19 protein-coding genes and 3 rRNA genes are annotated in these 23,811 nt (G+C 67.2%); 20 read left to right on the top strand and 2 right to left on the bottom strand.

Annotated elements, in window-relative coordinates; all coding sequences use genetic code 11:
• From BN3560_RS13020 to BN3560_RS13100, 17 genes are all read left to right on the top strand, one after another.
• Window positions 1-792 carry a segregation and condensation protein A gene (locus tag BN3560_RS13020; RefSeq protein WP_096228381.1) on the top strand — a complete coding sequence of 264 codons (792 nt, stop codon included), beginning with the start codon at window positions 1-3 and terminating at the stop codon, window positions 790-792.
• A gap of 15 nt (window positions 793-807) precedes the next feature.
• A complete protein-coding gene (gene scpB / locus BN3560_RS13025; RefSeq protein WP_096228382.1) occupies window positions 808-1,692 on the top strand; it encodes an SMC-Scp complex subunit ScpB in 885 nt (294 codons plus the stop codon).
• A 201-nt stretch (window positions 1,693-1,893) separates the two neighbouring features.
• Entirely contained in the window at window positions 1,894-2,706 is an 813-nt protein-coding gene (locus BN3560_RS13030; RefSeq protein WP_096228692.1) for a pseudouridine synthase, read from the top strand.
• Window positions 2,707-2,813: 107 nt separating this feature from the next.
• Window positions 2,814-3,989, top strand: coding sequence for a prephenate dehydrogenase/arogenate dehydrogenase family protein (locus BN3560_RS13035; RefSeq protein WP_096228383.1), 1,176 nt, complete (start codon window positions 2,814-2,816; stop codon window positions 3,987-3,989).
• Entirely contained in the window at window positions 3,979-5,349 is a 1,371-nt protein-coding gene (gene aroA, locus BN3560_RS13040; protein WP_096228384.1) for a 3-phosphoshikimate 1-carboxyvinyltransferase, read from the top strand. Before BN3560_RS13035 ends, aroA begins: the two co-directional genes overlap by 11 nt.
• Window positions 5,346-6,023 (top strand): (d)CMP kinase, encoded by a 678-nt coding sequence (gene cmk, locus BN3560_RS13045; protein WP_096228385.1) that lies wholly within the window; start codon window positions 5,346-5,348, stop codon window positions 6,021-6,023. Before aroA ends, cmk begins: the two co-directional genes overlap by 4 nt.
• A complete protein-coding gene (locus BN3560_RS13050) occupies window positions 6,020-6,898 on the top strand; it encodes a lysophospholipid acyltransferase family protein (protein WP_096228386.1) in 879 nt (292 codons plus the stop codon). The genes cmk and BN3560_RS13050 overlap by 4 nt, the downstream gene beginning before the upstream one ends.
• Complete coding sequence (gene ispH / locus BN3560_RS13055; RefSeq protein ID WP_096228387.1) at window positions 6,895-7,734, top strand: 4-hydroxy-3-methylbut-2-enyl diphosphate reductase; 840 nt, start codon at window positions 6,895-6,897, stop codon at window positions 7,732-7,734. The genes BN3560_RS13050 and ispH overlap by 4 nt, the downstream gene beginning before the upstream one ends.
• 568 nt (window positions 7,735-8,302) lie before the next feature.
• A 16S ribosomal RNA gene (locus BN3560_RS13060) occupies window positions 8,303-9,810 on the top strand.
• A gap of 281 nt (window positions 9,811-10,091) precedes the next feature.
• Window positions 10,092-13,057: ribosomal RNA gene (locus BN3560_RS13065) — 23S ribosomal RNA — on the top strand.
• 114 nt (window positions 13,058-13,171) lie between these two features.
• Window positions 13,172-13,286 (top strand): 5S ribosomal RNA (rrf, locus tag BN3560_RS13070).
• Together the 16S, 23S and 5S rRNA genes form the textbook arrangement of a ribosomal RNA operon.
• 168 nt (window positions 13,287-13,454) lie before the next feature.
• Window positions 13,455-13,739 (top strand): type II toxin-antitoxin system RelB/DinJ family antitoxin, encoded by a 285-nt coding sequence (locus tag BN3560_RS13075; RefSeq protein ID WP_096228388.1) that lies wholly within the window; start codon window positions 13,455-13,457, stop codon window positions 13,737-13,739.
• Window positions 13,732-14,163, top strand: coding sequence for a PIN domain-containing protein (locus BN3560_RS13080; RefSeq protein ID WP_096228389.1), 432 nt, complete (start codon window positions 13,732-13,734; stop codon window positions 14,161-14,163). Before BN3560_RS13075 ends, BN3560_RS13080 begins: the two co-directional genes overlap by 8 nt.
• A 107-nt stretch (window positions 14,164-14,270) precedes the next feature.
• Window positions 14,271-15,710 (top strand): DUF512 domain-containing protein, encoded by a 1,440-nt coding sequence (locus BN3560_RS13085; RefSeq protein WP_096228390.1) that lies wholly within the window; start codon window positions 14,271-14,273, stop codon window positions 15,708-15,710.
• A 9-nt stretch (window positions 15,711-15,719) separates the two neighbouring features.
• Window positions 15,720-17,036, top strand: coding sequence for a ribosome biogenesis GTPase Der (gene der, locus BN3560_RS13090; RefSeq protein ID WP_087192170.1), 1,317 nt, complete (start codon window positions 15,720-15,722; stop codon window positions 17,034-17,036).
• A gap of 8 nt (window positions 17,037-17,044) precedes the next feature.
• Window positions 17,045-17,704, top strand: coding sequence for a glycerol-3-phosphate 1-O-acyltransferase PlsY (gene plsY, locus BN3560_RS13095; RefSeq protein ID WP_096228391.1), 660 nt, complete (start codon window positions 17,045-17,047; stop codon window positions 17,702-17,704).
• Window positions 17,705-17,711: 7 nt separating this feature from the next.
• On the top strand, window positions 17,712-18,713 hold the full coding sequence (locus BN3560_RS13100) for an NAD(P)H-dependent glycerol-3-phosphate dehydrogenase (RefSeq protein ID WP_096228392.1): 1,002 nt from the start codon (window positions 17,712-17,714) through the stop codon (window positions 18,711-18,713).
• A gap of 113 nt (window positions 18,714-18,826) precedes the next feature.
• Here the strand turns inward: BN3560_RS13100 and BN3560_RS13105 are convergent, their stop codons facing one another.
• Window positions 18,827-19,651 carry a class I SAM-dependent methyltransferase gene (locus BN3560_RS13105; protein ID WP_157780592.1) on the bottom strand — a complete coding sequence of 275 codons (825 nt, stop codon included), beginning with the start codon at window positions 19,649-19,651 and terminating at the stop codon, window positions 18,827-18,829.
• 459 nt (window positions 19,652-20,110) lie between these two features.
• Here BN3560_RS13105 and BN3560_RS13110 point away from each other — a divergent pair, with 459 nt between their 5' ends.
• The 3 genes from BN3560_RS13110 (at window position 20,111) to BN3560_RS13120 (ending at window position 21,684) form a co-directional block, all read left to right on the top strand.
• On the top strand, window positions 20,111-20,503 hold the full coding sequence (locus tag BN3560_RS13110; RefSeq protein ID WP_087192166.1) for a demethoxyubiquinone hydroxylase family protein: 393 nt from the start codon (window positions 20,111-20,113) through the stop codon (window positions 20,501-20,503).
• A gap of 272 nt (window positions 20,504-20,775) precedes the next feature.
• A complete protein-coding gene (locus BN3560_RS13115) occupies window positions 20,776-21,216 on the top strand; it encodes a DUF3887 domain-containing protein (RefSeq protein WP_096228394.1) in 441 nt (146 codons plus the stop codon).
• Window positions 21,217-21,243: 27 nt separating this feature from the next.
• Window positions 21,244-21,684 (top strand): DUF3887 domain-containing protein, encoded by a 441-nt coding sequence (locus tag BN3560_RS13120; RefSeq protein WP_096228395.1) that lies wholly within the window; start codon window positions 21,244-21,246, stop codon window positions 21,682-21,684.
• Here the strand turns inward: BN3560_RS13120 and BN3560_RS13125 are convergent.
• Complete coding sequence (locus BN3560_RS13125) at window positions 21,681-23,717, bottom strand: NAD(P)H-hydrate epimerase (protein WP_096228396.1); 2,037 nt, start codon at window positions 23,715-23,717, stop codon at window positions 21,681-21,683. The two genes, BN3560_RS13120 and BN3560_RS13125, sit on opposite strands and share 4 nt — an antisense overlap.
• Window positions 23,718-23,811 lie beyond the last annotated feature (94 nt).

The raw sequence follows: 23,811 nt of genomic DNA on the forward strand, positions 1-23,811 counted from the left end.
GTGTCGTACAAGGTTCGCATAGACAGCTTCGAGGGGCCGTTCGACCTCTTGCTCTACCTGGTCAGCCGCCAGAAGGTGGACATAGGGGCCATCTCCATCACGCAGATCGCCGACCAGTACCTGGCCGAGGTGGGCCGCACGGACAACCTCGACCTCGACGTGGCGAGCGACTTTCTGCTGGTGGCGTCCACGCTGCTGGAGATCAAGGCCGAGAGCCTCATCCCGCGCGACCGCGACGCCGTGGACGACGACATCGCCGAGCTCGCGCCCAGCGAGGCGCGCGATATGCTGGTGGACCGGCTGCTCGCGTACAAGCAGTTCAAGAACGCGGCCTCCACGCTGCTCGCACGCTTCTTGGCCGAGGGCCGCATGCACGCGCGCCCGTTCGGGCCGGACGCGTGCTTCCTGAACCTCATGCCCGACTACCTGAAGGACGTGACGTTGGACGGCCTGGCGCTCCTGGCTGCCCAGGCCTACGCGCGCCGCGAGGTGTTCCTGCTGGAGTCCGAGCACATCGCCGCGAAGCCCATCCCGGTGGAGGTGCACGTGCGGGCCATCCACCAGCGCATCGTGAACAAGAAGCGCCTGCGGTTCTCGGAGCTCGTGGACGAGGGCACGCCGCTGCCCGTGGTGGTGGTGACGTTTTTGGCGGTGTTGGAGCTGTACAAGCGCGCCATGGTGAAGATCGAGCAGCAGGAGCAGTTCGGCGACATCGACATCCGCTACATCGAGGGCTCGGGCGAGCTCGTGCTCACCGGCGACGACGCGCTGACCTCGGTAGGGGAAGAGTAGGGAAAGGTTGGGCCCGTGTTCCAGGGATTGCAGGAAAGCCAGATGGCGGGCGCCCTCGAGGCGCTCTTGTTCGTGACCGACGAGCCGGTTGGCACCATCGCGCTCGCCGACATGCTGGAGGTTGAGCCGGCCGACGTGGAGCGCGCGCTCGTGGGCTTGCGCACGCGCTTCGAGGGCGAGGAGCGTGGCGTGCAGCTGCGCGAGGTGGCCGGCGGATGGCGCCTGTACACGCATCCGGTGTACCACGAGCTGGTGGAGAAGTACGTGCTGTCGTGGGACACGCGGAAGCTCTCGCAGGCCGCCATGGAGACGCTTGCCATCGTGGCGTACTCGCAGCCCGTCACGCGCGCCGGCGTGGCCAGCGTGCGCGGCGTGAACTCGGACAGCTCCATCAACTCGCTGGTGGAGAAGGGCCTCGTGCGCGAGGCGGGCACGGCCGACGCGCCGGGCAGCCCCACCCTCTACGCCACGACGCGCGCCTTCCTGGAGAAGTTCGGTTTGCGCAGCGTGGCCGACCTGCCCGACCTGGACCAGTTCGCGCCCGACGATGACACGCGCGCGTTCATCCGCGAGCGCCTGAGCGCCACGCGCGAGCCCGTGCGCGTGGCGGAAGACGTCCGCATTGGCGGCGCGGAGGCGAACGCTTCCGACGACGGCTTCGACGGTGTGGAGTTCGACTTCGACGGGGAGGGGGAGGCGGCGGTGACGCTGGGCGAGCAGCTGGGCGGCTCGGCCGGCGCCGGTGCAGGCCAAACGCTCTTCGCCCGCATGGACGAGGCTGCCGAGGACGCCGCGGGCGAGGCGGCCCAAAGCCTGCTCGCCGAGGCCATGGCCTCGAGCCTCGGGCTTGTGGAGAAGATCGACTTCGACAGCCTGACGTTCGAGACGGAAGATGAATAATCGGTTCCGCCGTTCTGCCGAACGGCGGAACGGGCCGACGCTGCGGGCTTCCGCGGCACCCGGTCTCGACGCTTTTTCGCTTGCCCTCGCGTGCGGAAGCACGCTCGGCCGCGAAACGCGCCGATCTCGGGCACCACGAAAGCCCTCGCTGACTTTGGAGGACCTGTGAGCGAAGAAAACGACAACCCCCGCATCGTTCCCATGCGTCTGCAGAAGTTCCTTGCGCGCGCCGGGGCGGCCAGCCGCCGGGGCTCGGAGAACCTCATGACGGCCGGGCGCGTCACGGTTAACGGCGAGGTGGTCACGGAGCTGGGCAGCAAGGTGGATCCGCTCGTCGACGAGGTGGCGGTGGACGGTCGCGTCGTGCGCCTGGCGGACGGCCCGGTCACGCTCATGCTGCACAAGCCGGCCGGTTACGTTACCACCATGTCCGACCCGCATGGTCGCCCCACCGTGGCGGAGCTCGTGCCCGCAGCCGAGCATCCGGGCCTGTTCCCCATCGGGCGGCTCGATCGCGACACCACGGGTTTGCTGCTGTTCTCCACCGACGGCGAGCTGGGGCATGCGCTCTTGCGCCCGCGCGGCCATGTGGAGAAGGTGTACACGGCGCTCGTGGAAGGTCGGCCGAGTGCGGCCCAGCTCGAGCACCTGCGCGAGGGCATCGAGTTGGACGATGGCCCCACGCTGCCGGCGCGGGTAGCGCTCGTGGAGGGCGAGGCGGCCGCAGCGGCGCTGGCGGTCCTCGATGTGCCGCCTGCCGCGCCGGAGGGGGCGTCGCGCCAGTACGCCCGCGCGTGCTCGGCGAGGGCACGCGACCGCTCGATCGTGCGCATAGGCCTGCACGAGGGGCGCAAGCGCCAGGTGAGGCGCATGCTGGCCGCCATCGGGCACCCGGTGCTCGCGCTGCACCGCGATGCGTTCGGCCCCGTGGAGCTGGGCGGCCTGCCGCGCGGCGAGCGGCGCGTGCTGGAGCCTGCCGAGGTGCAGGCGCTCGAGCGCGCCGCGGGCCGGTGACGGGCGGCCGTTGGTCGGTCTATAATAATGTTAGAATGGTCAGGCCGGGGGAGCGGCGCCGTGCCGTGCCCCGGCCTCACGACAGGCAGGAAGGGCGGCATCGTCCCATGATCGAACCTCATACCGAACAATCCGGCCAAGCCGCGTTCAGGCACATCGTCATCGTGGGCCTCGGCCTGGTGGGCGCCTCGTTCGCCGCTGCCGTGCGCGCCGCGCAGCCGGACATCCGGCTCTCCGGCGTGGATGTGGACGACCGCACGCGCGCCGTCGCGCTCGAGCGCGGTTGGGTCGACGCCGCCTGGGAGCCGGACGACCCGGCGTTCGAGCGCTCCGTGCGCGGGGAGTGCGACCTCGTGGTGCTCGCTGCCCCCGTGGACGTGGTGGAGCAGTACCTCGAGCGTCTGGCTGCTTGGGATTTCGACGGCATCGTCACGGACACCGCCTCAACGAAATCCCGCATCGCGGCGGTTGCCGCGCGCATGCTGCCGCATCCCGAGAACTACGTGCCGGGTCATCCCATGGCCGGTTCGGAGAAGAACGGCATTGATGGCGCCCGTGCCGACCTGTTCCAGGGCGCGCACTGGATACTCTGTCCCGACGCGGCTACGCCGGCCGAGCACTTCCCGCGCCTGCACGAGCTGGTAACGTCGCTCGGCGCCCGCGTGATCGCCCTGCCGCGCGAGGACCATGACGAGGCGGTGGCCGTGGTGAGCCACGTGCCGCATATCATGGCCTCGTCGCTTGTGCAGCTGGCCTGCCGCCATGCCGACGACCAGCAGGCGCTCATGCGCCTGGCGGCCGGCGGCTTCAAGGATACCACCCGCATCGCCGCCGGCTCGCCGGAGCTGTGGTGCGGCATCGCCTTCGACAACGCCGCGGCGCTCGGGGAGGGCCTCGCGGAGGTGCAGGGCATCATCGGCTCGTTCGCCGAGGCGCTTGCCTCCGGAGACCGCGCCCGCATGACCGCACTGCTCGCCGAGGCCGCCGAGGCACGGCGGGCGCTTCCCGCGGCATGGGTGCCCTCGACCGAGAAGCTGCTCGAGGTGCGTATCCCCATGGAGGACCGCACCGGCGTCGTGGCCGAGGTTACCACCATCGCCAGCTCCGTGGGCTGCAACATCCAGTCCATCGAGATCGACCATATAACGGCCGACAGCGCCGTCTTGAGCCTCGTGCTCACCGACGAGGGCGATGTCGGCCAGCTGTCAGCCCAGCTCATCAACGCCGGTTTCTCGGTGTCGTTCAGTCCGCTTTCGGCCAAGGAGCATACCCATGTCGCATGAGCCCGTCGCATCAGCCGCATCCGCACCGTCTCTGCAGCCCGAGGTCGGCCGCACGGTCATCGAGCCTTTGCCCGCGCCGTTGCGCGGCGCCGCCACCGTGCCGGGCGACAAGTCCATCTCGCACCGCGCCGTGCTGTTCGCGGCCATGGCCGAGGGCACCTCGCGCGTGTCCGGCGTGCTGGACTCCGAGGACGTGCGCTCGTCCATCAAGGCGGTGAGCCAGCTCGGTGCCCGGGTCTCGCTAGAACGTCAGCCTGACGGCAGCCTGGCCGGCGGCATCACGGGCTGGGGTGCCTCCGGCCCGCGCAAGCCGGACGCTCCCATCGACTGCGGCAACTCCGGGACCACGGCGCGCCTGCTCATGGGCGTGCTCGCGCCGTGGGACGTGCCCGTGGAGATCACGGGCGACGATTCGCTCCAGCGTCGCCCCATGCGCCGCATCACCGCGCCGCTCATGAAGATGGGCGCGCGCTTCGAGCCCGGCGGCCGCGAGACGCTGCCTATAACCGAGGTGGGCACGCGTGACCTGCGCGCGGTCACCTATGATGCACCCATGGCGTCGGCCCAGCTCAAAACCGCAGTGTTGCTGGCGGGCGTCTACGCGCGCGGCACGACCACCTTGAACGAGCCCGCCCCGTCGCGCAACCACACCGAGCTGATGCTGCCCGAGTTCGGCGTGCCCACCACGGCAGCCGACCGCACGGCCAGCGTGACCGGCCCCCGCGTGCTCCAGGCGGCCGAGGTGCGCGTTCCAGGCGACCCGTCCTCGGCCGCGTTCCTCGTGTGCGCCGCGGTGCTCAAGCCCGGCAGCTCCCTCCAGGTGGAGAACGTGAGCCTGAACACGGCGCGCATCGGCTTCACCCGCACGCTCGAGCGCATGGGCGCCGACGTGTCGGTGCGCCACGCGGGGGCGGCGGGCAAGGAGCCCTACGGCATGATAGCGGCGTGCCACACCCCGAGCCTCCATGGCTGCGAGGTGCCGGCCGAGAAGATCGCCGCCATCGTCGACGAGGTTCCGGTGCTCGCGCTCGTGGCGGCGCACGCCCGCGGCGTGACGGTGTTCCGCGAGGTGGGCGAGCTGCGCGTGAAGGAGACCGACCGCCTCGCGGCCGTCGTGGAGGGCCTCGGCCAGCTGGGCGTGGAGGCCTACATCGACGGCAACGACCTCTATGTGGAGGGCCAGCCCGGCCTGCGCGCCCCTGCGGGCCTCGTGTTCGACTCGCACGGCGACCACCGTCTCGCCATGACGTGGGCGCTCGTGGGCCTCACGGGCGGCGTCCCCGTAGAAGTGGAGAACTTCGACTCCGTTAAGATCAGCTATCCCCGGTTCCTGGACGATATCGAAAGGTTGGCTCGATGATCATCGCCATAGACGGCCCCAGCGGGGCCGGAAAGTCCACGGTCGCGAAGGCCGTGGCGAAGAAGCTCGGCTTCTCCTGCCTCGACACGGGCGCCATGTACCGCGCCGTGGCGTGGCGCGCCCTGCAGGACGGCGTGCCGTTCGACGACGACGCAGCGCTCAGTCGGCTGGCCCGTACGCACGACATCGCGTTCGGGCACGAGCCGGGCGACCCGGCCCCTAAAAGCGTGTCCATCGGCGGCGAGGACGTCACGCGCGCCATCCGCACGGCCGAGATCGACCGCGCCGTGAGCCCCGTGTCGGCCGCGCCCTCCGTGCGCGAGGCGCTCGTGGGGCAGCAGCGCCGCATCGGCCGCGCGGGCGATTACGTGGTGGAGGGCCGCGACATCGGCACGGTGGTGTTCCCCGAGGCGGAGGTGAAGGTATTCCTCACCGCATCGGACGAGGAGCGTGCGCACCGCCGCGTGCGCCAGAACGCCGACCGCTCCATCGGCTCCATCGACTTCGACGAGGTCCTCGCCGACCTGCGGCGCCGCGACGAGCACGACTCCTCGCGCGCTGCCTCGCCCCTCAAGCCCGCCGAAGATGCCGTGCGCCTCGACTCCACGGGCCGCTACATAGAGGATGTCATCGACGAGATCGTGGAGCTCGCGCGCGAGAGGGCCGCGCGATGAGCCTGATCCTCCCGTACGAGAAGATATGGGACATGCCGCTCGGCGGCACGTCCGACGAGAAGCAGGCTCCCCACTGGGCAGGCAACCTTATCTGGGGATTCCTCGTGTTCGTGTTCAAGATATGCTTCCGCTACCGTGTGGACAACCGCGAGAGCATCCGCGGTTTCGACAAGGAGAGCGGCGTGGTGGTGGTGGCGAACCACACCTCGTTTCTGGATGTAGCGTTCATGTACCTGGCCACGCGCCCGCAGCAATGGCTGCGCTTCATGGGCCGCGAGAGCCTGTTCGACAACGCCCACGGCCTAGTGGGACAGATCCTCTCGCGCGTGGGCGCGTTCCCCGTCAAGCGCGACTCCGCCGACCGCACCGCCATCAAGCGCGCGACGCGCATGCTGAAAAACGACGAGATCGTGGGCATCCTGCCCGAGGGCACGCGCCGCGGCAAAGGCACGAAGACCCCCGAGATCCATTCCGGCGCCGCGTTCGTCGCGAAGATGGGGAAGGCCCCCCTCCTGCCCATGACCGTGCGCAACGCCGAGAACGTGAAGAGGAAGGGCGAGCGCCTGCGCTTCCCCAAGATCACCATCGAGTACGGCAACCCCCTGCTCGTGGAGGACTTCGACTTCCTGCCGAAGGAGGACCGCCTGGAGGGCTGTACGTGGTACGCCATGCGCGAGTGCTTCGCGCTGTCGCTGCGCGTGCCGCGCGAGCAGGTGGACATGCCCGCGCTGTTCCCCGGTGGACGCGACTTCACGGCCGTGTTCGAGGAGCATCCCGTGCCCGAGCACACCACGGCCGAGGTCGTGGCGGGCATCCGCGCGAAGCGCGCCGCCAAGGCGGAGGTTTCCGCCGTGCCGGCCGGGGAGCGCTCGTGAGGGTGGTGCGCGCCGCGTACGCCGGCGCCTGCTACGGCGTGCAGCGCGCGCTCGACCTGGCGCTCAAGGCCGTCGAGGACGGGGGGAGGGCCTACACGCTGGGCCCGCTCATCCACAACCCGCAGGTGGTGGCACAGCTGGCGGAACGCGGCGTGCGGGCCGTCGACGGCGTGGAGGACGTGGCGGGCGCCGGCACAGTGGTCATCCGCAGCCATGGCGTGACGCCCGCGGTGAAGCGGTCGGTGGCGGCGTGCGGCCTGCCGCTCGTGGATGCCACGTGCCCGCACGTGGCGCGCGCCCAGCGTGCGGCGGCCGACCTTGCCGAGCAGGGCCGCCATGTGGTGGTGGTGGGGGAGGCGGGCCATCCCGAGGTGGAAGGGCTCGTGGCGTGCGCGCGCGAGGCCGGTGCGCCGGTGAGCGTGGTGGCCGGCCCGGATGACCTGCCGGATACGCTCGACGGCCCCGTGGGCGTCGTCGTGCAGACAACCCAGACGCGCGAGGTCCTGGACGCCGTCGTGGCCGCGCTCGAGCAGCGCGGCGTGCAGCTGCTCGTGAAGAACACCATCTGCTTCGCCACGCGCCAGCGCCAGGAGGCTGCCGCCGCCCTCGCCGACGAGGTGGACGCCATCGTGGTCATCGGCGGCCGCAACTCGTCGAACACCTCGCGCCTTGCCGACATCTGCGCCGCCGCCTGCCCCCGCACCCATCACATAGAGTCGCCCGACGAGATCGACCCCGCCTGGCTCGCCGGCTGCGGCGCCGTTGGCATCACCGCCGGCGCCTCGACCCCCGAGGGCCAGATCGACGCCGTGGCCGCGTTTTTGGAGGCGCTGTAGGAAACCCCCCTTCGGGATCCTGCCCCGCCCCTCCCGCCGCCACGGCAGCGCGCCAAAGGCCCGATGCCGCCGCATCGGCTTGCCGCGCGCCTCCCCGCGGCCCCCGGATCCCCCCTTCCGCCCCGCCCGCGCCCCGCGGCCTCCCGGGAAGGGGAGGCCGCGGGATCTTCTTTCCCGCCCCCCGCCTGCGAAAACGCCCTCCCGGCGCCCCCGTCCCGAAGATTTTCCGAAATACCCCCTTGCCAGGCCGCGGCGGGGAGCGTATTATATTCAGGCTGCGTTTTCGAGGAGGACGCGGCCCGGGGCCTCCCGGACGGACTCGGAACGAAAGTTCCTGAAAAAAGTCCTTGACAGGATGGCAACGGGAAGGTAAAGTATCTCCTTGCGCCGCTCGCCCGGAAGGGAGGCGGCGAGGCCCCCCGGAAGGGGAGGCGGGAACCTTGAAAACCGGATATTGCGAGATGAATCGAATCGAGAGATGCCCGCCAGGCGAGCCCAGCCCACCGAAGGGCCGGGGGAGCCGGCGAAAACCAAGATCGAACAGATGCGGCAGCGATGCCGCTCTCTTCAAACGGAGAGTTTGATCCTGGCTCAGGATGAACGCTGGCGGCGTGCCTAACACATGCAAGTCGAACGGTTAAGGCGCCTTCGGGCGCGAATAGAGTGGCGAACGGGTGAGTAACACGTGACCAACCTGCCCCCCTCCCCGGGATAACGCGAGGAAACCCGCGCTAATACCGGATACTCCGCCCCTCCCGCATGGGAGGGGCGGGAAAGCCCCGACGGAGGGGGATGGGGTCGCGGCCCATTAGGTAGACGGCGGGGCAACGGCCCACCGTGCCTGCGATGGGTAGCCGGGTTGAGAGACCGACCGGCCACATTGGGACTGAGATACGGCCCAGACTCCTACGGGAGGCAGCAGTGGGGAATTTTGCGCAATGGGGGGAACCCTGACGCAGCAACGCCGCGTGCGGGACGAAGGCCTTCGGGTTGTAAACCGCTTTCAGCAGGGAAGAAGTTGACGGTACCTGCAGAAGAAGCCCCGGCTAACTACGTGCCAGCAGCCGCGGTAATACGTAGGGGGCGAGCGTTATCCGGATTCATTGGGCGTAAAGCGCGCGTAGGCGGGCTTCTAAGCGGAACCTCTAACCCGAGGGCTCAACCCCCGGCCGGGTTCCGAACTGGAAGCCTCGAGTCTGGTAGAGGAAGATGGAATTCCCGGTGTAGCGGTGGAATGCGCAGATATCGGGAAGAACACCGATGGCGAAGGCAGTCTTCTGGGCCGCGACTGACGCTGAGGCGCGAAAGCTGGGGGAGCGAACAGGATTAGATACCCTGGTAGTCCCAGCCGTAAACGATGGGCGCTAGGTGTGGGGGGATCATCCCTCCGTGCCGCAGCCAACGCATTAAGCGCCCCGCCTGGGGAGTACGGCCGCAAGGCTAAAACTCAAAGGAATTGACGGGGGCCCGCACAAGCAGCGGAGCATGTGGCTTAATTCGAAGCAACGCGAAGAACCTTACCAGGGCTTGACATGCTGGTGAAGCCGGGGAAACCCGGTGGCCGAGAGGAGCCAGCGCAGGTGGTGCATGGCTGTCGTCAGCTCGTGTCGTGAGATGTTGGGTTAAGTCCCGCAACGAGCGCAACCCCTGCCATATGTTGCCAGCATTCAGTTGGGGACTCATATGGGACTGCCGGCGTCAAGCCGGAGGAAGGTGGGGACGACGTCAAGTCATCATGCCCTTTATGCCCTGGGCTGCACACGTGCTACAATGGCCGGTACAACGGGCCGCGACCTGGCGACAGGAAGCGAATCCCTCAAAGCCGGCCCCAGTTCGGATCGGAGGCTGCAACCCGCCTCCGTGAAGTCGGAGTTGCTAGTAATCGCGGATCAGCATGCCGCGGTGAATACGTTCCCGGGCCTTGTACACACCGCCCGTCACACCACCCGAGTCGTCTGCACCCGAAGCCGCCGGCCGAACCCGCAAGGGGCGGAGGCGTCGAAGGTGTGGAGGGTAAGGGGGGTGAAGTCGTAACAAGGTAGCCGTACCGGAAGGTGCGGCTGGATCACCTCCTTTCTAGGGAGACACTGACGTGTCCGGACATGGTCGAGCTTCAGCTCCCATGGCCTGGAAGAAGATTTTAAAACCTATTGATTCAAGGGCCCTTTCGGTCGTCGCTCGCAATACCCGGTTTCGAGGGCTCCCGCCCTCGAGGCGCCCGAGGGCGCCCGCGCACCTTGACAGTTGCATAGCGAAAGCATCGATATAAATGAGAATCAATGATTAGCGATAGTCATATGATTCGCATCTGAACGATCGCGAACAAGAACGATATGGATACCTGAATTACCTTGTAAGAAGAAGATGTCAAGGGCGCACGGCGGATGCCTTGGCACAGGAAGCCGAAGAAGGACGCGGCAAGCCGCGATAGTCTGCGGGGAGGGGCAAACACCCTTCGATCCGCAGGTTTCCGAATGGGGGAACCCGGCCGGGGTCATGCCCGGTCATCCCCGCCTGAATCAAATAGGGCGGGAGAAGGCAACCCGGGGAACTGAAACATCTAAGTACCCGGAGGAACAGAAATCAACCGAGATTGCGCGAGTAGCGGCGAGCGAAAGCGCACCAGCCCAAACCCATGCACGTGCAAGCTTGAGGGCGTTGCTGCATGCGGTGTTGTGGGACCTTCCCCTCCCAGGGCCTCAGACCTGGGACGGAGTTACAAAGCGTCGCGGTAGCGGAACGGCATGGAAAGGCCGGCCGCAGCGGGTAAGAGCCCCGTACGCGAAACCCCGACGCCTCCGAGGAAGGCACCCGAGTAGTGCCGGGCACGTGAAACCCGGTATGAATCCGGGGGGACCACCCTCCAAGGCTGAATACTCTCCTGTGACCGATAGCGAACCAGTACCGTGAGGGAAAGGTGAAAAGCACCCCGAGAGGGGAGTGAAACAGTACCTGAAACCGTGCGCCTACAAGCAGTCGGAGCACTCCTGCAGTGTGACGGCGTGCCTTTTGTAGAATGAGCCAGCGAGTTGCGGTAAGCGGCGAGGTTAAGGTTGGAACCGAGCCGCAGTGAAAGCGAGCCTTTAAGATGGCGACAGAGTCGCTTGCCGCAGACGCGAAGCCGGGTGAGCTATCCATGGGCAGGCTGAAGCGGGGGTAAGACCCCGTGGAGGGCCGAACCCACTTCGGTTGAAAACGGAGGGGATGACCCGTGGATAGGGGTGAAAGGCCAATCAAACCCGGAGATATCTCGTTCTCCCCGAAATAGCTTTAGGGCTAGCCTCGGTCGTTCAGTCGCGGAGGTAGAGCACTGGATCTTCTAGGGGGCTTCACCGCCTACCGAAAAGAACCAAACTCCGAATACCGCGACTTAAGAGACCGGGAGTCAGAGCATGTGGGCTAAGCTGTGTGCTCGAGAGGGAAACAGCCCAGACCGCCCGCTAAGGTCCCCAAGTTCATGCTGAGTGGCAAAGGATGTGCGTTTGCCTAGACAACCAGGATGTTGGCTTAGAAGCAGCCATGCATTTAAAGAGTGCGTAACAGCTCACTGGTCAAGTGGACATGCGCCGACAATTCACGGGGCTAAGCATGACACCGAAGCGGCGGACTGATCTATCAGTGGTAGGGGAGCTTCCCATGGGGGGCGAAGCCGAGGGGCGACCCTCGGTGGACCGCATGGGAGTGAGAATGCTGGCATGAGTAACGAGAGAGGGGCGAGAAACCCCTCCGCCGTAAGCCTAAGGGTTCCTGGGCAAGGCTAATCCTCCCAGGGTCAGTCGGGAGCTAAGGCGAGGCCGGAAGGCGTAGCCGATGCACAACGGGTCGACATTCCCGTACCGCTGACGAGCGTTTGACCGACGGGGTGACGGAGAAGGGTAGCCGGGCGGGGTTCTGGACGTCCCCGTGAAAGCGCGTAGGGGGGCTCGCATGGAAATCAGCGAGCCACATGCCCCGAGACGCGAGACGAAGCCATCAGGCGAAGTCGGCGAGCCCATGCTTCCGAGAAAAACCTCTAGGGAGCTTTGTCGGCGCCCGTACCAAAACCGACACAGGTAGGCGGGTAGAACATACCGAGGCGATCGGGAGAACCATGGTTAAGGAACTCGGCATACTGGCTCCGTAACTTCGGGAGAAGGAGCGCCCTTCCCGGTGAAGGCCCTCGCGGCCGGAGCGGGGAGGGGCCGCAGCGAAACGGCCCAAGCGACTGTTTATCAAAAACACAGGACTCTGCCAAGCCGCAAGGCGACGTATAGGGTCTGACGCCTGCCCGGTGCCGGAAGGTTACGCGGATGGGTTAGCCTTGAAGGCGAAGCTCTGAAGCCAAGCCCCGGTAAACGGCGGCCGTAACTATAACGGTCCTAAGGTAGCGAAATTCCTTGTCGGGTAAGTTCCGACCTGCACGAATGGCGTAACGATTTGGGCGCTGTCTCAACCATGGACCCGGTGAAATTGTATTATTCGTGAAGATGCGAATTACCTGCGGAAGGACGGAAAGACCCCGTGAACCTTTACTGCAGCTTGACATTGGTCGTTGGCTCGGCGCGTAGAGGATAGGCAGGAGGCTTCGAAGCGGGGACGCCAGTTCCCGTGGAGCCGGCCTTGGAATACTGCCCTCGTCGTGTCGGCGACCTAACCCGTGGCCGTGATCCGGCACGGGGACCGTGTCAGGCGGGTAGTTTGACTGGGGCGGTCGCCTCCCAAAATGTAACGGAGGCGCGCAAAGGTCCGCTCAGGACGGTCGGCAACCGTCCCGAGAGCGCAAGAGTGCAAGCGGGCTTGACTGCGAGGGCCACAACCCGAGCAGGTGCGAAAGCAGGTTCTAGTGATCCGGCGGCCCAGAGTGGAATGGCCGTCGCTCAACGGATAAAAGGTACTCCGGGGATAACAGGCTGATCTTGCCCAAGAGTCCACATCGACGGCAAGGTTTGGCACCTCGATGTCGGCTCATCGCATCCTGGGGCTGAAGTCGGTCCCAAGGGTACGGCTGTTCGCCGTTTAAAGCGGTACGCGAGCTGGGTTCAGAACGTCGTGAGACAGTTCGGTCCCTATCCTCCGCAGGCGCAAGAAGATTGAGGAGATCTGCCCCTAGTACGAGAGGACCGGGGTGGACGGACCTCTGGTGGAGCGGTTGTCGACCAACGGCACCGCCGCCTAGCTACGTCCGGCACGGATAACCGCTGAAAGCATCTAAGTGGGAAGCCGCCTCCAAGATGAGTCTTCTCTTTGGTAAGGGCCCAGGTAGACCACCTGGTCGATAGGGCGCAGGTGCAAGCACGGCAACGTGCTCAGCCGAGCGCTACTAATAGCCCGAGCTCTTCTTCACAACAGGCAGGAACGTCCGCGTTCCGCGATCACTTCGATGCTGCGCTATGCGACCGCCAGGGTGGCGCGGTGCCGCCTGGGCGGGGCAGACAATGCCCGCGGGAGCATCCCCCGCGAGCGCGACCATGGAGGCGGGGATCACCCGATCCCATTCCGAACTCGGAAGTTAAGCCCGCCATCGCCGAAAGTACTGCGGAGTCAGTCCGTGGGAGGATAGGGCGTCGCGCTCGCGGAGGATGCTTTTGTTTTCTGCAGGCCCCCGGACCGACACGGCCCGGGGGCCTGTTTGCGTGCTGGGGGTCCTCTCGGGGGATGCCCGGTGCTTGGCAACCTGTTGCTTCGGTTGTTGCATTACGGTAATGCATATACTAAGATGCCTGGGACGGCGAAGGAGGAGCATGCAGGCGACGCTCAACATACGTATCGATGCGACGCTCAAGGAGCGCGGCGACCGTGTGCTGCGCGACAACGGAGTGAGCACCTTGACGGCAGTGCGATCCTTGTGGGCGCATATGGCGAGCACAAGGGAGCTCCCTGATTTTCTTCGCGCTGAACTCGATCGCCAGGATGGACGCGATCGAAAGAAAGCCTCCCTCAAGGCGTTTGCGGGCATCGCGGAGGGAGCGTGCTCGAACATGACAGACGCGGAGATGCGCGCGATGTATAGGAGCCGATATGAATAGCGTGCTCGTGGATACGAACGTGTGGGTGGATATCGCGCTCAAGCGGCCGGACTTCTTCGAGGACTCCCTCGGCTCCGTTATGGCGTGCGTCGAGGAGGGTGCGCAGATATTCGTCGTGGGCACGTCGGTGAAAGACGTGTTCTATTGGGCTGAGAGGTCGGCCGGTGCCGAGGCGGGCTATCGAGCCCTGAGCATGCTGTTCGATATAGCCGACGTGGCAGTTGTCGACGGTCCGGTGTGCAAGAACGCGGTTTCGCTCGAACGCCCCGATTACGAGGAAGGGATCATCTCCGCGTGCGCTCGGGCTGAGCAGGTGGAAGTCATCGTCTCGCGCGACGAGACGGCGTTCAAAGACGCCTGCGCGCCCAAGTTCACGCCGCGCGAGTTGCTCTCGCACCTCGGATACGAGATGGTCGACTTTTGATTGTATTGACGAAAGACATGGCTGCATTTTTGCACGGCGTCGGGTTTGGATTGAGTTTCAATGAGGCATAATGCGGAGAATCTCCTCGATAGAGCGAAGGCCCTTTCATGAGCACCTATCCCTCCAAGGACATTGAACGCGCAGCATGCACGGCGGTCGGTGAGGACGTACCACCGCGGGCGCTCGTGCGCGCGGTTGCGCCCCTAAGCCCCGCCGACGATGCGGGGTTCGAGCCGGACTGCTCCGTGACCAGCGTGGACGGCCGTCCCGTGCGCGACCTCATCGACTGGCGGTGGCTCGCGTCGGACGATGTGATCGAGCTTGGCTACATCGACCTCGATGGCGAGGCGGGCGTCGTGGAGCTCGAGCGCGAGCCCGGCGAGGACTGGGGCCTCGAGTTCGAGGGCGTCGTGTTCGACGGTGTCAGACAATGCCGCAACGCCTGCACGTTCTGCTTCATGCGCCAGCTGCCGGGCGACGTGCGGCCCTCGCTCACGCTGCGCGACGACGACTTCCGCCTGAGCTTCCTCTCGGGCACGTTCGTCACGTTCACGAACCTCTCGGCCGCCGACGAGGCGCGCATCCTCGAGCAGCGCATCTCGCCTTTGCGCGTGTCGCTGCACGCCTCGAACCCCGAGGTGCGCCGCCGCATCATCGGCCGCCACGCGGCCCACGGGCTGGACGCGCTCGACCGGCTGCTGGCCGCGGGCATCGAGTTCCACGCGCAGATCGTGCTCATGCCCGACGAGAACGACGGCGACGTGCTGGCCGAGACGCTCGAGTGGGCCTACGCGCGGCCGGGCGTTCTGGACGTGTGCATCGTGCCGCTTGGGTTCACGAAGCACCAGACCCGCTTCAGCCGCAGCTTCAACGACCCGGCCGCCGCCCGCGCGGCGATGGAGCGCATCGTGCCCTTCCAAGAGCGCGCGCTCGCCGAGCGCGGCACGATGTGGGCCTTCGCGGCCGACGAGTTCTACCACAATGCCTACGGCCCTGCGCTGCTGGAGAACCTGCCACCGGCAGAGCACTACGGCGACTTCGGCATGTTCGAGGACGGCGTGGGCATCATCCGCTCGTTCGTGGACGACTGGGGGCAGGCCGCAGCCGCGGGCCTGCCCGCGCGCGCTGCGGACGCGCTGCGTGCGGCCGGGATACGGGCGCGCTATGTGGTCGGCTGCGCCACGCGGCACTTCCTGGGGCCGCTCGTGGCGGCGAGCCCCCTCGCCGGCGTGCTCGGACCCCTCTACGTGAAAAACGAGTTCTTCGGCGGCAACGTCGACGTGACGGGGCTCCTCTGCGGCTGCGACATAGCGGCGGCCGTGCGCGGGGCCGCGCGCCAGGACGACGAAACGCGCACCCTGTTCCTCCTGCCGAGCGTCATATTCAACGACGATTCGGTGACGCTCGATGACATGAGTTTGGAGGATATGGAAAAGGACGCGGGCGCTCCCCTTGCCGTGGTATCCTGTAACGCGTCCGATTTCCTGCGGGAGATCGTCGACTTGGCCGGGCGCGAGAGCCCGGCCCCTGACCGAACCAACCTGTGAGGTGCCATCATGCCCCTGCCACTCGTCGCGGTGGTCGGACGGCCGAACGTCGGCAAGTCCACCTTCGTGAACCGCATAGCCCAGGCCGACGAGGCCATCGTCCACGAGATGCGCGGCGTCACGCGCGACCGCTCGTACCATGAGGCCGACTGGAACGGCGTCGAGTTCAAGCTCGTCGACACCGGCGGTATCGAGATGGGCGACGACGACGCCTTCCAAGGCTCCATCCGCGCGCAGGCCATCGCCGGCGCGAACGAGGCCGACGTCGTCATATTCATCGTGGACGGCAAGACGGGGATCAACGCCGACGACGAGGCCGTCGCGCGCATCCTCCGCAAGGCGGGCAAGCCGGTGTTCCTGGTGGTGAACAAGATGGACACCCCGAACCGCACCGACGAGCTGTGGGAGTTCTACCAGCTGGGGGTGGGCGATCCCTGGCCGGTGTCCTCCACGCACGGCCACGGCACGGGAGACCTGCTCGATGCCGTGGTGGATGAGCTGCGCCGCGCGGAGGTGCCTGCCGACGAGGAGGAGGAACCCTCCATCAACGTGGCCATCATCGGTCGCCCGAACGCCGGCAAGTCATCGCTCACGAACAAGATGACGAAGGGCGACCGCTCCATCGTGTCCGACGTGGCGGGCACCACGCGCGACGCCATCGACACGGCCGTCGAGCACGACGGCACCCTCTACACCATCGTGGACACGGCGGGCCTGCGCCGCAAGAGCCAGATCGACCAGGACGTTGAGTACTACGGCTTCGTGCGCGCCATGCGCGCCATCGACCGTGCCGACGTGGCGCTGCTCGTCATAGACTCCACGCTCGGCCTGACCGACCAGGACCAGCGCGTGGCGGGCTATGCGGCCGAGCGCGGCTGCGCCATGGTCATCGTGCTGAACAAGTGGGACCTGGTGGAGGGCCCAGAGGCCAAGGCCGACATCCGCGAGCGCATTGCCGATCGCATGACGTTCGTGGGCTATGCGCCGGTGGTGGCCATCTCGGCGCTCACGGGCAAGAAAGTCGACCGCATCTGGGAGGCCATCGACAAGGCGTACGAGAACTTCAGCCAGACCATCCCCACGAACAAGCTGAACACGTGGCTCTCGGGCATCCGCGAGACGGGGCACACGGTAAGCAACGGCAAGGCCGTGCTGCGCATGAAGTACGTGACGCAGACGGGCACGTGCCCGCCGTACTTCACGTTCTTCGTGAACCGGCCCGACCTGGTCACGGACAACTACGAGCGCTTTTTGGAGAATCGCCTGCGCGAGGGGTTCGACCTCGTGGGCACGCCGGTGAAGCTGAAGTTCAAGAAGAAGGACTAAGGGGTACGATGCAGGATCTGCTAGTTGCGGCCGCGCTGTTCGTCACGGCATTCCTCCTGGGCTCCGTCCCGTGGGGCCTCATCATCTCGAAGGTGTTCTACCATACCGATTTGCGCGAGCATGGCTCGGGCAACATCGGCACCACGAACGCCATCCGCACGATGGGCAAGGTGGGCGGCTACGCCGTGTTCGTGCTCGACTTCGGCAAGGGCCTGCTCTCGGGCGTGCTGGCCTGGTGGTTCAGCTGGCAGTTCCTGCCGGGCGGGGGGCTGGTGCCCGGCGCGCTCGTCAGCTACGACACCATGCTGGCTGTCGCGTTCCTCGGCTGCGTGTGGGGGCATATCTTCAGTCCCTGGCTGGGCTTCAAGGGCGGCAAGGGCATCGCGGTGGCCGTGGGCTGCCTGTTCGTCACGTTCGGCTGGGTGGGCGCCTGCCTGGAACTGCTCATATTCATCGTGCTGGTGGTGGCCACGAAGCGCGTGTCCATCGGCTCGATAGCTGCGGCGCTGTCCTGCCCATTCTTCTCGCTGTACTACTTCTGGGGCGACTGGATCGCCGTCGCCCTGTGCACGCTGGCGGGGCTGACGGTGGTGTGGGCGCACCGTGGGAACATCAAGCGATTGCGCGACGGCACCGAGAGCAGGATAGGCGACAAGAAGAAAGCGTAGGCGCAGGATGAAGATCGCGGTTATCGGGGCGGGGTCATGGGGAACGGCGCTGGCGCAGGTGCTGGCCGGCAACGGGCACGACGTGGGACTGTGGGCGCGCAAGCCCGAAGTGGCATCGGCGATCAACGCCGACCACCGCAACCCGCGCTACCTGGGCGATGTCACGCTGTCCGGGCGCATCGCGGCCGCTTCCGCGTATGAGGACGTGCTGGAGGGCGCAAGCGCCGCCGTGATCGTCACGCCTTCGAGCATCATGCGCGACGTGGCGGACCGGCTGGCCGGCCTCGCGGGCGAAGACTTTCCGGTGATAGTCTGCTCGAAGGGCGTCGAGGAGGGCAGCGGCCTTCTGCCGGTTGAGGTGTTCGAGGCGGAGATGGGCAACGCGGCTCGCCTGGCCGTTCTCTCCGGTCCTAACTTCGCAGCCGAGGTGATACGCGGCATCCCGTCGGGCACCGTGGTAGCCAGCCCCGACGCGGGGACGGCGGCATTCTTCCAGGAGCTGTTCGCCTCCGAGACCTTCCGCACGTACGCGAGCGACGACGTGGTAGGCGTGGAGCTGTGCGCCGCCTTCAAGAACGTCATCGCCATCGCGGTGGGCGTGTCCTACGGAATAGGGTTCGGCGACAACACGGCCGCCATGCTCATGACACGCGGGATCGCCGAGATGAGCCGCCTCGTTGTGCGCTGCGGCGGCCAGGCGCTCACCTGCATGGGGCTGGCGGGCACGGGCGACCTCGTGGCCACCTGCACCTCCGAGCACTCGCGCAACCGCCGCTTCGGCAGGCTTTTGGCCGAGGGCGACACGCTCGAGGGGTTCACGGGGCGCACGCACATGGTGGTGGAGGGCGCGCTGGCCTGCCGGACGCTCAAGACCCTGGCCGACGCAACCTGTGTGGAGCTGCCCATCACCGATGTCGTGCGCAGCGTGGTGTGGGAGGGTGCCGATCCTCGCGACGTGGCCAAGACGCTCACGAGCCGGCCCCTCACCACCGAGTTCTACGGGCTTTAGGGTTCCGTCGGCCTGCCGGCCGACGGAACGCAGCCATCGCCGCGATCTCGGGCCCCACGGCCGGCCTCGCTGACTTGCTACGCCAACCAGGGAGTTCGAGAGTCGTCGGGTCTTTACGAGCCAAGAACGCTCAACTGGGCCATGCCGCCGGCGCCGCGGACGGAGCGGACCTTGCGGGCGGTGAAGCGCAGCAGGCGGTAGTCGGCGACCCAGCAGCCGGCCCCATCATCCCAGAGGTCGTCCTCGCAGGCCTGCTCCAGATCGTCGAGGATGGCGGCGCGCTCGTCCTCGCGGTACAGGTTCAGGCTCTTCGCGAAGAATTGCTCGGCGAACCGCCGCAGGCCCTCCCTCCCGCCGGGGAGCGGGGTGGGGCGGTCGAACGCCTCCATCAGCTCGACCTCGAAGCCGGCGATGCCCAGCAGGCGGCGGTATGCCCCCTCCCTTGGGAAGCAGAACCGTCCCGAGTAATCGCCGCTGTGCTTGCGCAGGGCTTGGGTGTAGCCCTCCTCGATGCGCGCGATGTTGCCGTGGGCGCCCATCTCGGCCACGAGCAGGCCGCCGTCGTCGAGCACGCCCGCCACGCTCTTGAGGAGCGCCACCTGGTCGGGCACCCAGTGGAACACGGCGTTGGAGAACGCCACGTCGAATGCGCCCTCGAACGGCAAGGCGCAGGCATCGGCCTCGACGAGGGTGACGTCGGGATGGCCGCCGCGCGCCTTCTCCAGCATCTCGGGCGAGGAGTCGACGCCGGTGACGGGGCCGATCTCGGCGAGCGCGTCCAGGTGCGCCCCCGTGCCGCAGCCCACGTCGAGGATGCGCAGGCGCTCCGCACCCTCGCCGCGCCGGGCGGCCTCGTCGCGCACGAGCTGCACGAGCGCCGCGCCGTACGCCCCCACGTAGCCGTGCTGCCCGTCGTAGAGTTCCGCATCCCATTCCATGTTCGTCCCGCCCTCTCGATTCGGTCGCATTGCCGTCAAGTATAGCGCAGGCGGGGCGGTTTCCTTGCCTCGTGCAGCTGGGGGCATTCTCCTGGGCGCGGGGCTCGCGGTGGGCGCGAGGTTCGCCAGCCGGTTGCATGCCGCTTCCTTTTCGAGGCGGCGCGGCGTGCGCCGCCTGCCCTCGAGCGTGCCTCTCACCTTGCGGAAAGGGCGCGCCCTGCGTTGCACGCCGTCCTGCCCGGGCAGGGCATGCGGGATCCCCGCCCCTGCTCCGCCTTTTCTATGAGCGCGAGGGTGCGCTTTATCTAACGGGGCGGTGACAACGCGATGACCGGGGGCTTACCGTCGGGGGAATCGCGTTGCGGGACGTGCCGTGGTGGCTTAAGGTACCTCTTGTCCGAAACGACGACCCCCTCCGCTCCGGAAACGGCAGCGGACCGCATCGAGAAGGAGCACGCCATGCCCGAGCTAGCAAACCCGTTCGTCGCGAACGTTCCGCGCACGATGACGAAGCAGGAGCTCGTGCAGGCTGTGCGCGTGGAGCTGACCGGCGAGCTGGAGGCCCAGATGCTCTACGAGGCGCATGCGGCGGCCACCGATGACGAGGTGGCGCGCAAGGTGTTCCTGGACATCGCCGACGAGGAGAAGGAGCACATGGGCGAGCTGCTCGCACTGCTCCAGTACCTCGACCCGGCCGAGGCCGGGCACCTGGCGGAAGGCGTGGGCGAAGTTGAGGGCATGATGGCCGAGCTGGGCATCGACAAAAGCGTGGCCGACGATCTCATGGGATCGTCCATACGCAACGACACCGGTACCCAAGAGGAGCTGGAGTCGGGCAGGAACAGCAAGTAGAAGACAACCTATTCGAGTGACCCGTCGTCTCGTCTCTCGTGTGAACCCCCCCCCTCTCTCTCAAACCTTCGACGGGCACGTGAAGCATGCGCACCTTCCCCTTCTCCTCAGTGCGTACTGCATGGCCCTCCTCCGGACCCCCCATCCAGAGGAGGGTCTTTTTGCGCAGACGGGATGCGTTTCTGATATCCTTTGGGTAAGATCGGGCGGATAACGTGGATGGCGGGAATGGCCGGGGTTTCCGGCTGGGCTCGGAGGGAGAGGGATGCTCCATGAGGAAAAGGCTTCTGATTGTCGCCTTGCTGGCAGCCGTGACGCTGATGCTCGGCCTGGCGGGCTGCGGCTCGGGGGATACGGAGGGCCGGGAGGCCCAGCAGGATGTCGAGGGGCTGCCGGCGTGGGCGGACGAGGCCGCCGTCACCGCGCAGGCGCGCGACGCGATAGACCTGTTCGTTGCAGGTGACTACGAGGGCTTGGCGTTGCTGTTCGGCGATCCTGCGCCGGCTGCCTCGGATTTCGAGAAGGCTGCCCGGGCGGCCGAGGACGTCGGCGGCTTCGAATCGTACGGCGACGTGTCCTTCGCGCACTACGACGGAGGTGCGGACGGCATGGCGGCCATCGTGGTCCAGCAGGCGCATTGCGAGAACGACGACCTGGTCTACTCCGTCGGCATCGCCGAGGACGGCAGGCTCGTCGGATTCCGCCTCAGCTAGGTGCCTTGTCGTGGAAGGAGCGACTTTATGAAGAAGAGGATGCTGGCAGCGGCGGCGCTCATGGCTGCGCTGGCCGTGCTGTGCTTGGCGGGCTGCGGGTCGAGCGCCTCGGACGAGAACTACCGGGAGGGGCTGCCGGCGTGGGCGGACGAGGCTGCCGTCACCGAGCAGGCGCGCGAGGTCATCGAGCTGGTGAATGCGCGCGATTTCGACGAGGTGGCTGCCCGTTGGGACGACGGGAACGCGACCGCCGAGAAGCTGGAGCAAGGCCTGGGCGGCGCCCTCGACCAGTTCGGCTCGTTCGAGGGCTTCGCAGACGTGAGGTACGGCCAGAGCGAGCCAGGCGGCCGGTCGGCCGCCACCGTCGTCCAGCGTGCCGATTACGAGAACCAGAAAGCCCAGTTCAATGTGAGCTTCTACGAAGATGGCTCCCTGGCTGGGCTCTACGTGTACAAGGTGGAGGGCTAGGCCTCCGCATCGGCTCCCGCCCCGTCGCCGGCCGCGCTGCGGCGCAGCTCGTCCCGCAGGGCGGGTACGTCCGTGCCGAGCTTCGCCAGCTTCACGGCGCCGGTCCAGGGCGCGGCGACAGGCTCTACCAAGCCGGGTTTGAACGCGAGCATGGTCACGGTCAGGTCGGCGGCGAACGTCGGCCGGGCCGCGGTGCCGGTTTGGGCCGCAAGGCCGCTCGGCACGTCCACGGCCACGGCGAAGGGCGCCCCCTTCGCCTTCGCGGGCAGCGAGCGCCGGGGCCGTTCGTGCTCCCCGCGCTCGTGCGTGCGCTTGCGGTGGCAGCCGCGTCCCTTGCCGCGCGTGCCCTCGAAGCGACGGCGGTTGGCGGCGCGTATCCAGCTTGCATACGGCTCGCGCACCTCGTCGCCGCTGAAGCCGGTGCCCAAGAGCGCGTCCACCACGGCCTCGGCCCGGTCGACGGCATCTGCCAGCACGTCGGCGTCGGGTGCGATGAGCACCGAGAGCGGCAGGTCGCGCGCCGCCGCGTCGGAGAACGCCGCGAGCGCCGTCGTGCGCGCCGGCTCGGCATGCAGGCGCTCGGCCAAATCGGGCGCCACGAGGGTCACGGGGTAACCCGCCTCGGCCAGCGAGCGGGCGCACACCCAGCCGTCGCCGCCGTTGTTTCCCGAACCGGCGAGCACCACGACGGGGGAGGGGTCGGGCACCCAGGCGCGCACCTCGTCGGCCACGGCGGCTCCCGCGCGCTCCATGAGCGTGGCGAGCGGCGTGCCGTCCTCGGCGATGCGGCGCTCGAGAGCGGCCACCTCGGCCACGTCCATCACGGCCCGGCGCTCCCGTGCGACCTCGACGCCGGCCACGGTCATGACCCGCGTGTTCGACAGCACGCCGTTGAGCATGACGAACGGACGCTTCAGCGCCGCCGCGCGCACGGCGCGCACGCCGAGCGACGCGGCCCAGGCGGCCATGAACGCGAGCCAGATCCAGATGAGGGCTGCCCGGTTCTGCGCGACGAACGCCAGCACTGCGTTCGTCGCGCCCGCTTGCGACGCGTCGAGGCCCATCGTGCCGACCAGGAGCTTGAAAGGCATAGTGGCGAACAGGAAGAGCAGCCCGTAGCGGGCGACGATCTGGTACCAGCGCGCCGGCGAAGCATCGGAGCGCACGATGCGCAGCTTCAGCAGCTTCTGGCCGAGCGTCTGGCCGTGCAGGAGCACGGGGATCAGCATGAACACCGCCGCGAACGACAGCCACGCCACCCAGCCGGGGCCGAACCAGCCTCCGGCGGGAAGGGGCGCCTGCGTGACGACCATCAGCCGAACGGCGCCGGCGACCACCGTAGCGGCGCAGGCGATCGCGAAGTCGATGCCGAACGACAGCGCACGCTTCGTGACGCTCGCGCGTACGCCAGCCTCGCGCGCCTCCATGTTCACGAGCCGCATATCGGGCAGCACGCGCATCGCGGGCCCCACCGCCCAGAAGCCCACCATGGCGCCGAGCGTGTTCAGCATGAGGTCGTCCACGTCGAACAGGCGGTACGGGTGCACGTAAAGGCCCCACAAGCCCGTGATCTGCGACATCTCGTAGAACAGCGTGGTGGCGAACCCGATGAGCAGCGTCTGCCACCACGTGCGCCTGAAGTAGTAGCGCAGGTACATGCCCAGGGGCACCAGTAGCAGCACGTTGAAGAGGGCCTCGTAGACGTTGGGGTTGCGCAGCAGGCCCGGCCAGGTGGAGGGGTCCGCGAGCGAGGCCGTGGAGCTGTCCGCGATGAGCTGGACGAAGTGGAACGGCACGAGCTGCGGGTGCGCCGCATAGGGCACCACGGCCGAGCGGTTCTCCGGCAGCGGCAGGATGACCATGTAATAGGCCACGAGCATATAGAACACGAACGAGTACACGACGAGCGTGCGCAGCCAGGGGATGGAGCCGAACTTGCGGTACTGGTAGACCATGTAGGGCAGCGTGATGGCGAAGGCGATCAGCGGGAAGGTCACAAGGCCGAACACGATGTTGCCGGTGTAGACGCTCATGGAACAGGCTCTCCTTGGGAGTCGGGTGCGCAGGGGCCGTGCGCAGGGTGTGTCCGCACGGCGCACGTGACGATTATAGGCGATGGCGCGCGAG

Origin of the sequence: Gordonibacter urolithinfaciens (genome assembly GCF_900199375.1) — a bacterium.
GTDB lineage: Bacteria > Actinomycetota > Coriobacteriia > Coriobacteriales > Eggerthellaceae > Gordonibacter > Gordonibacter urolithinfaciens.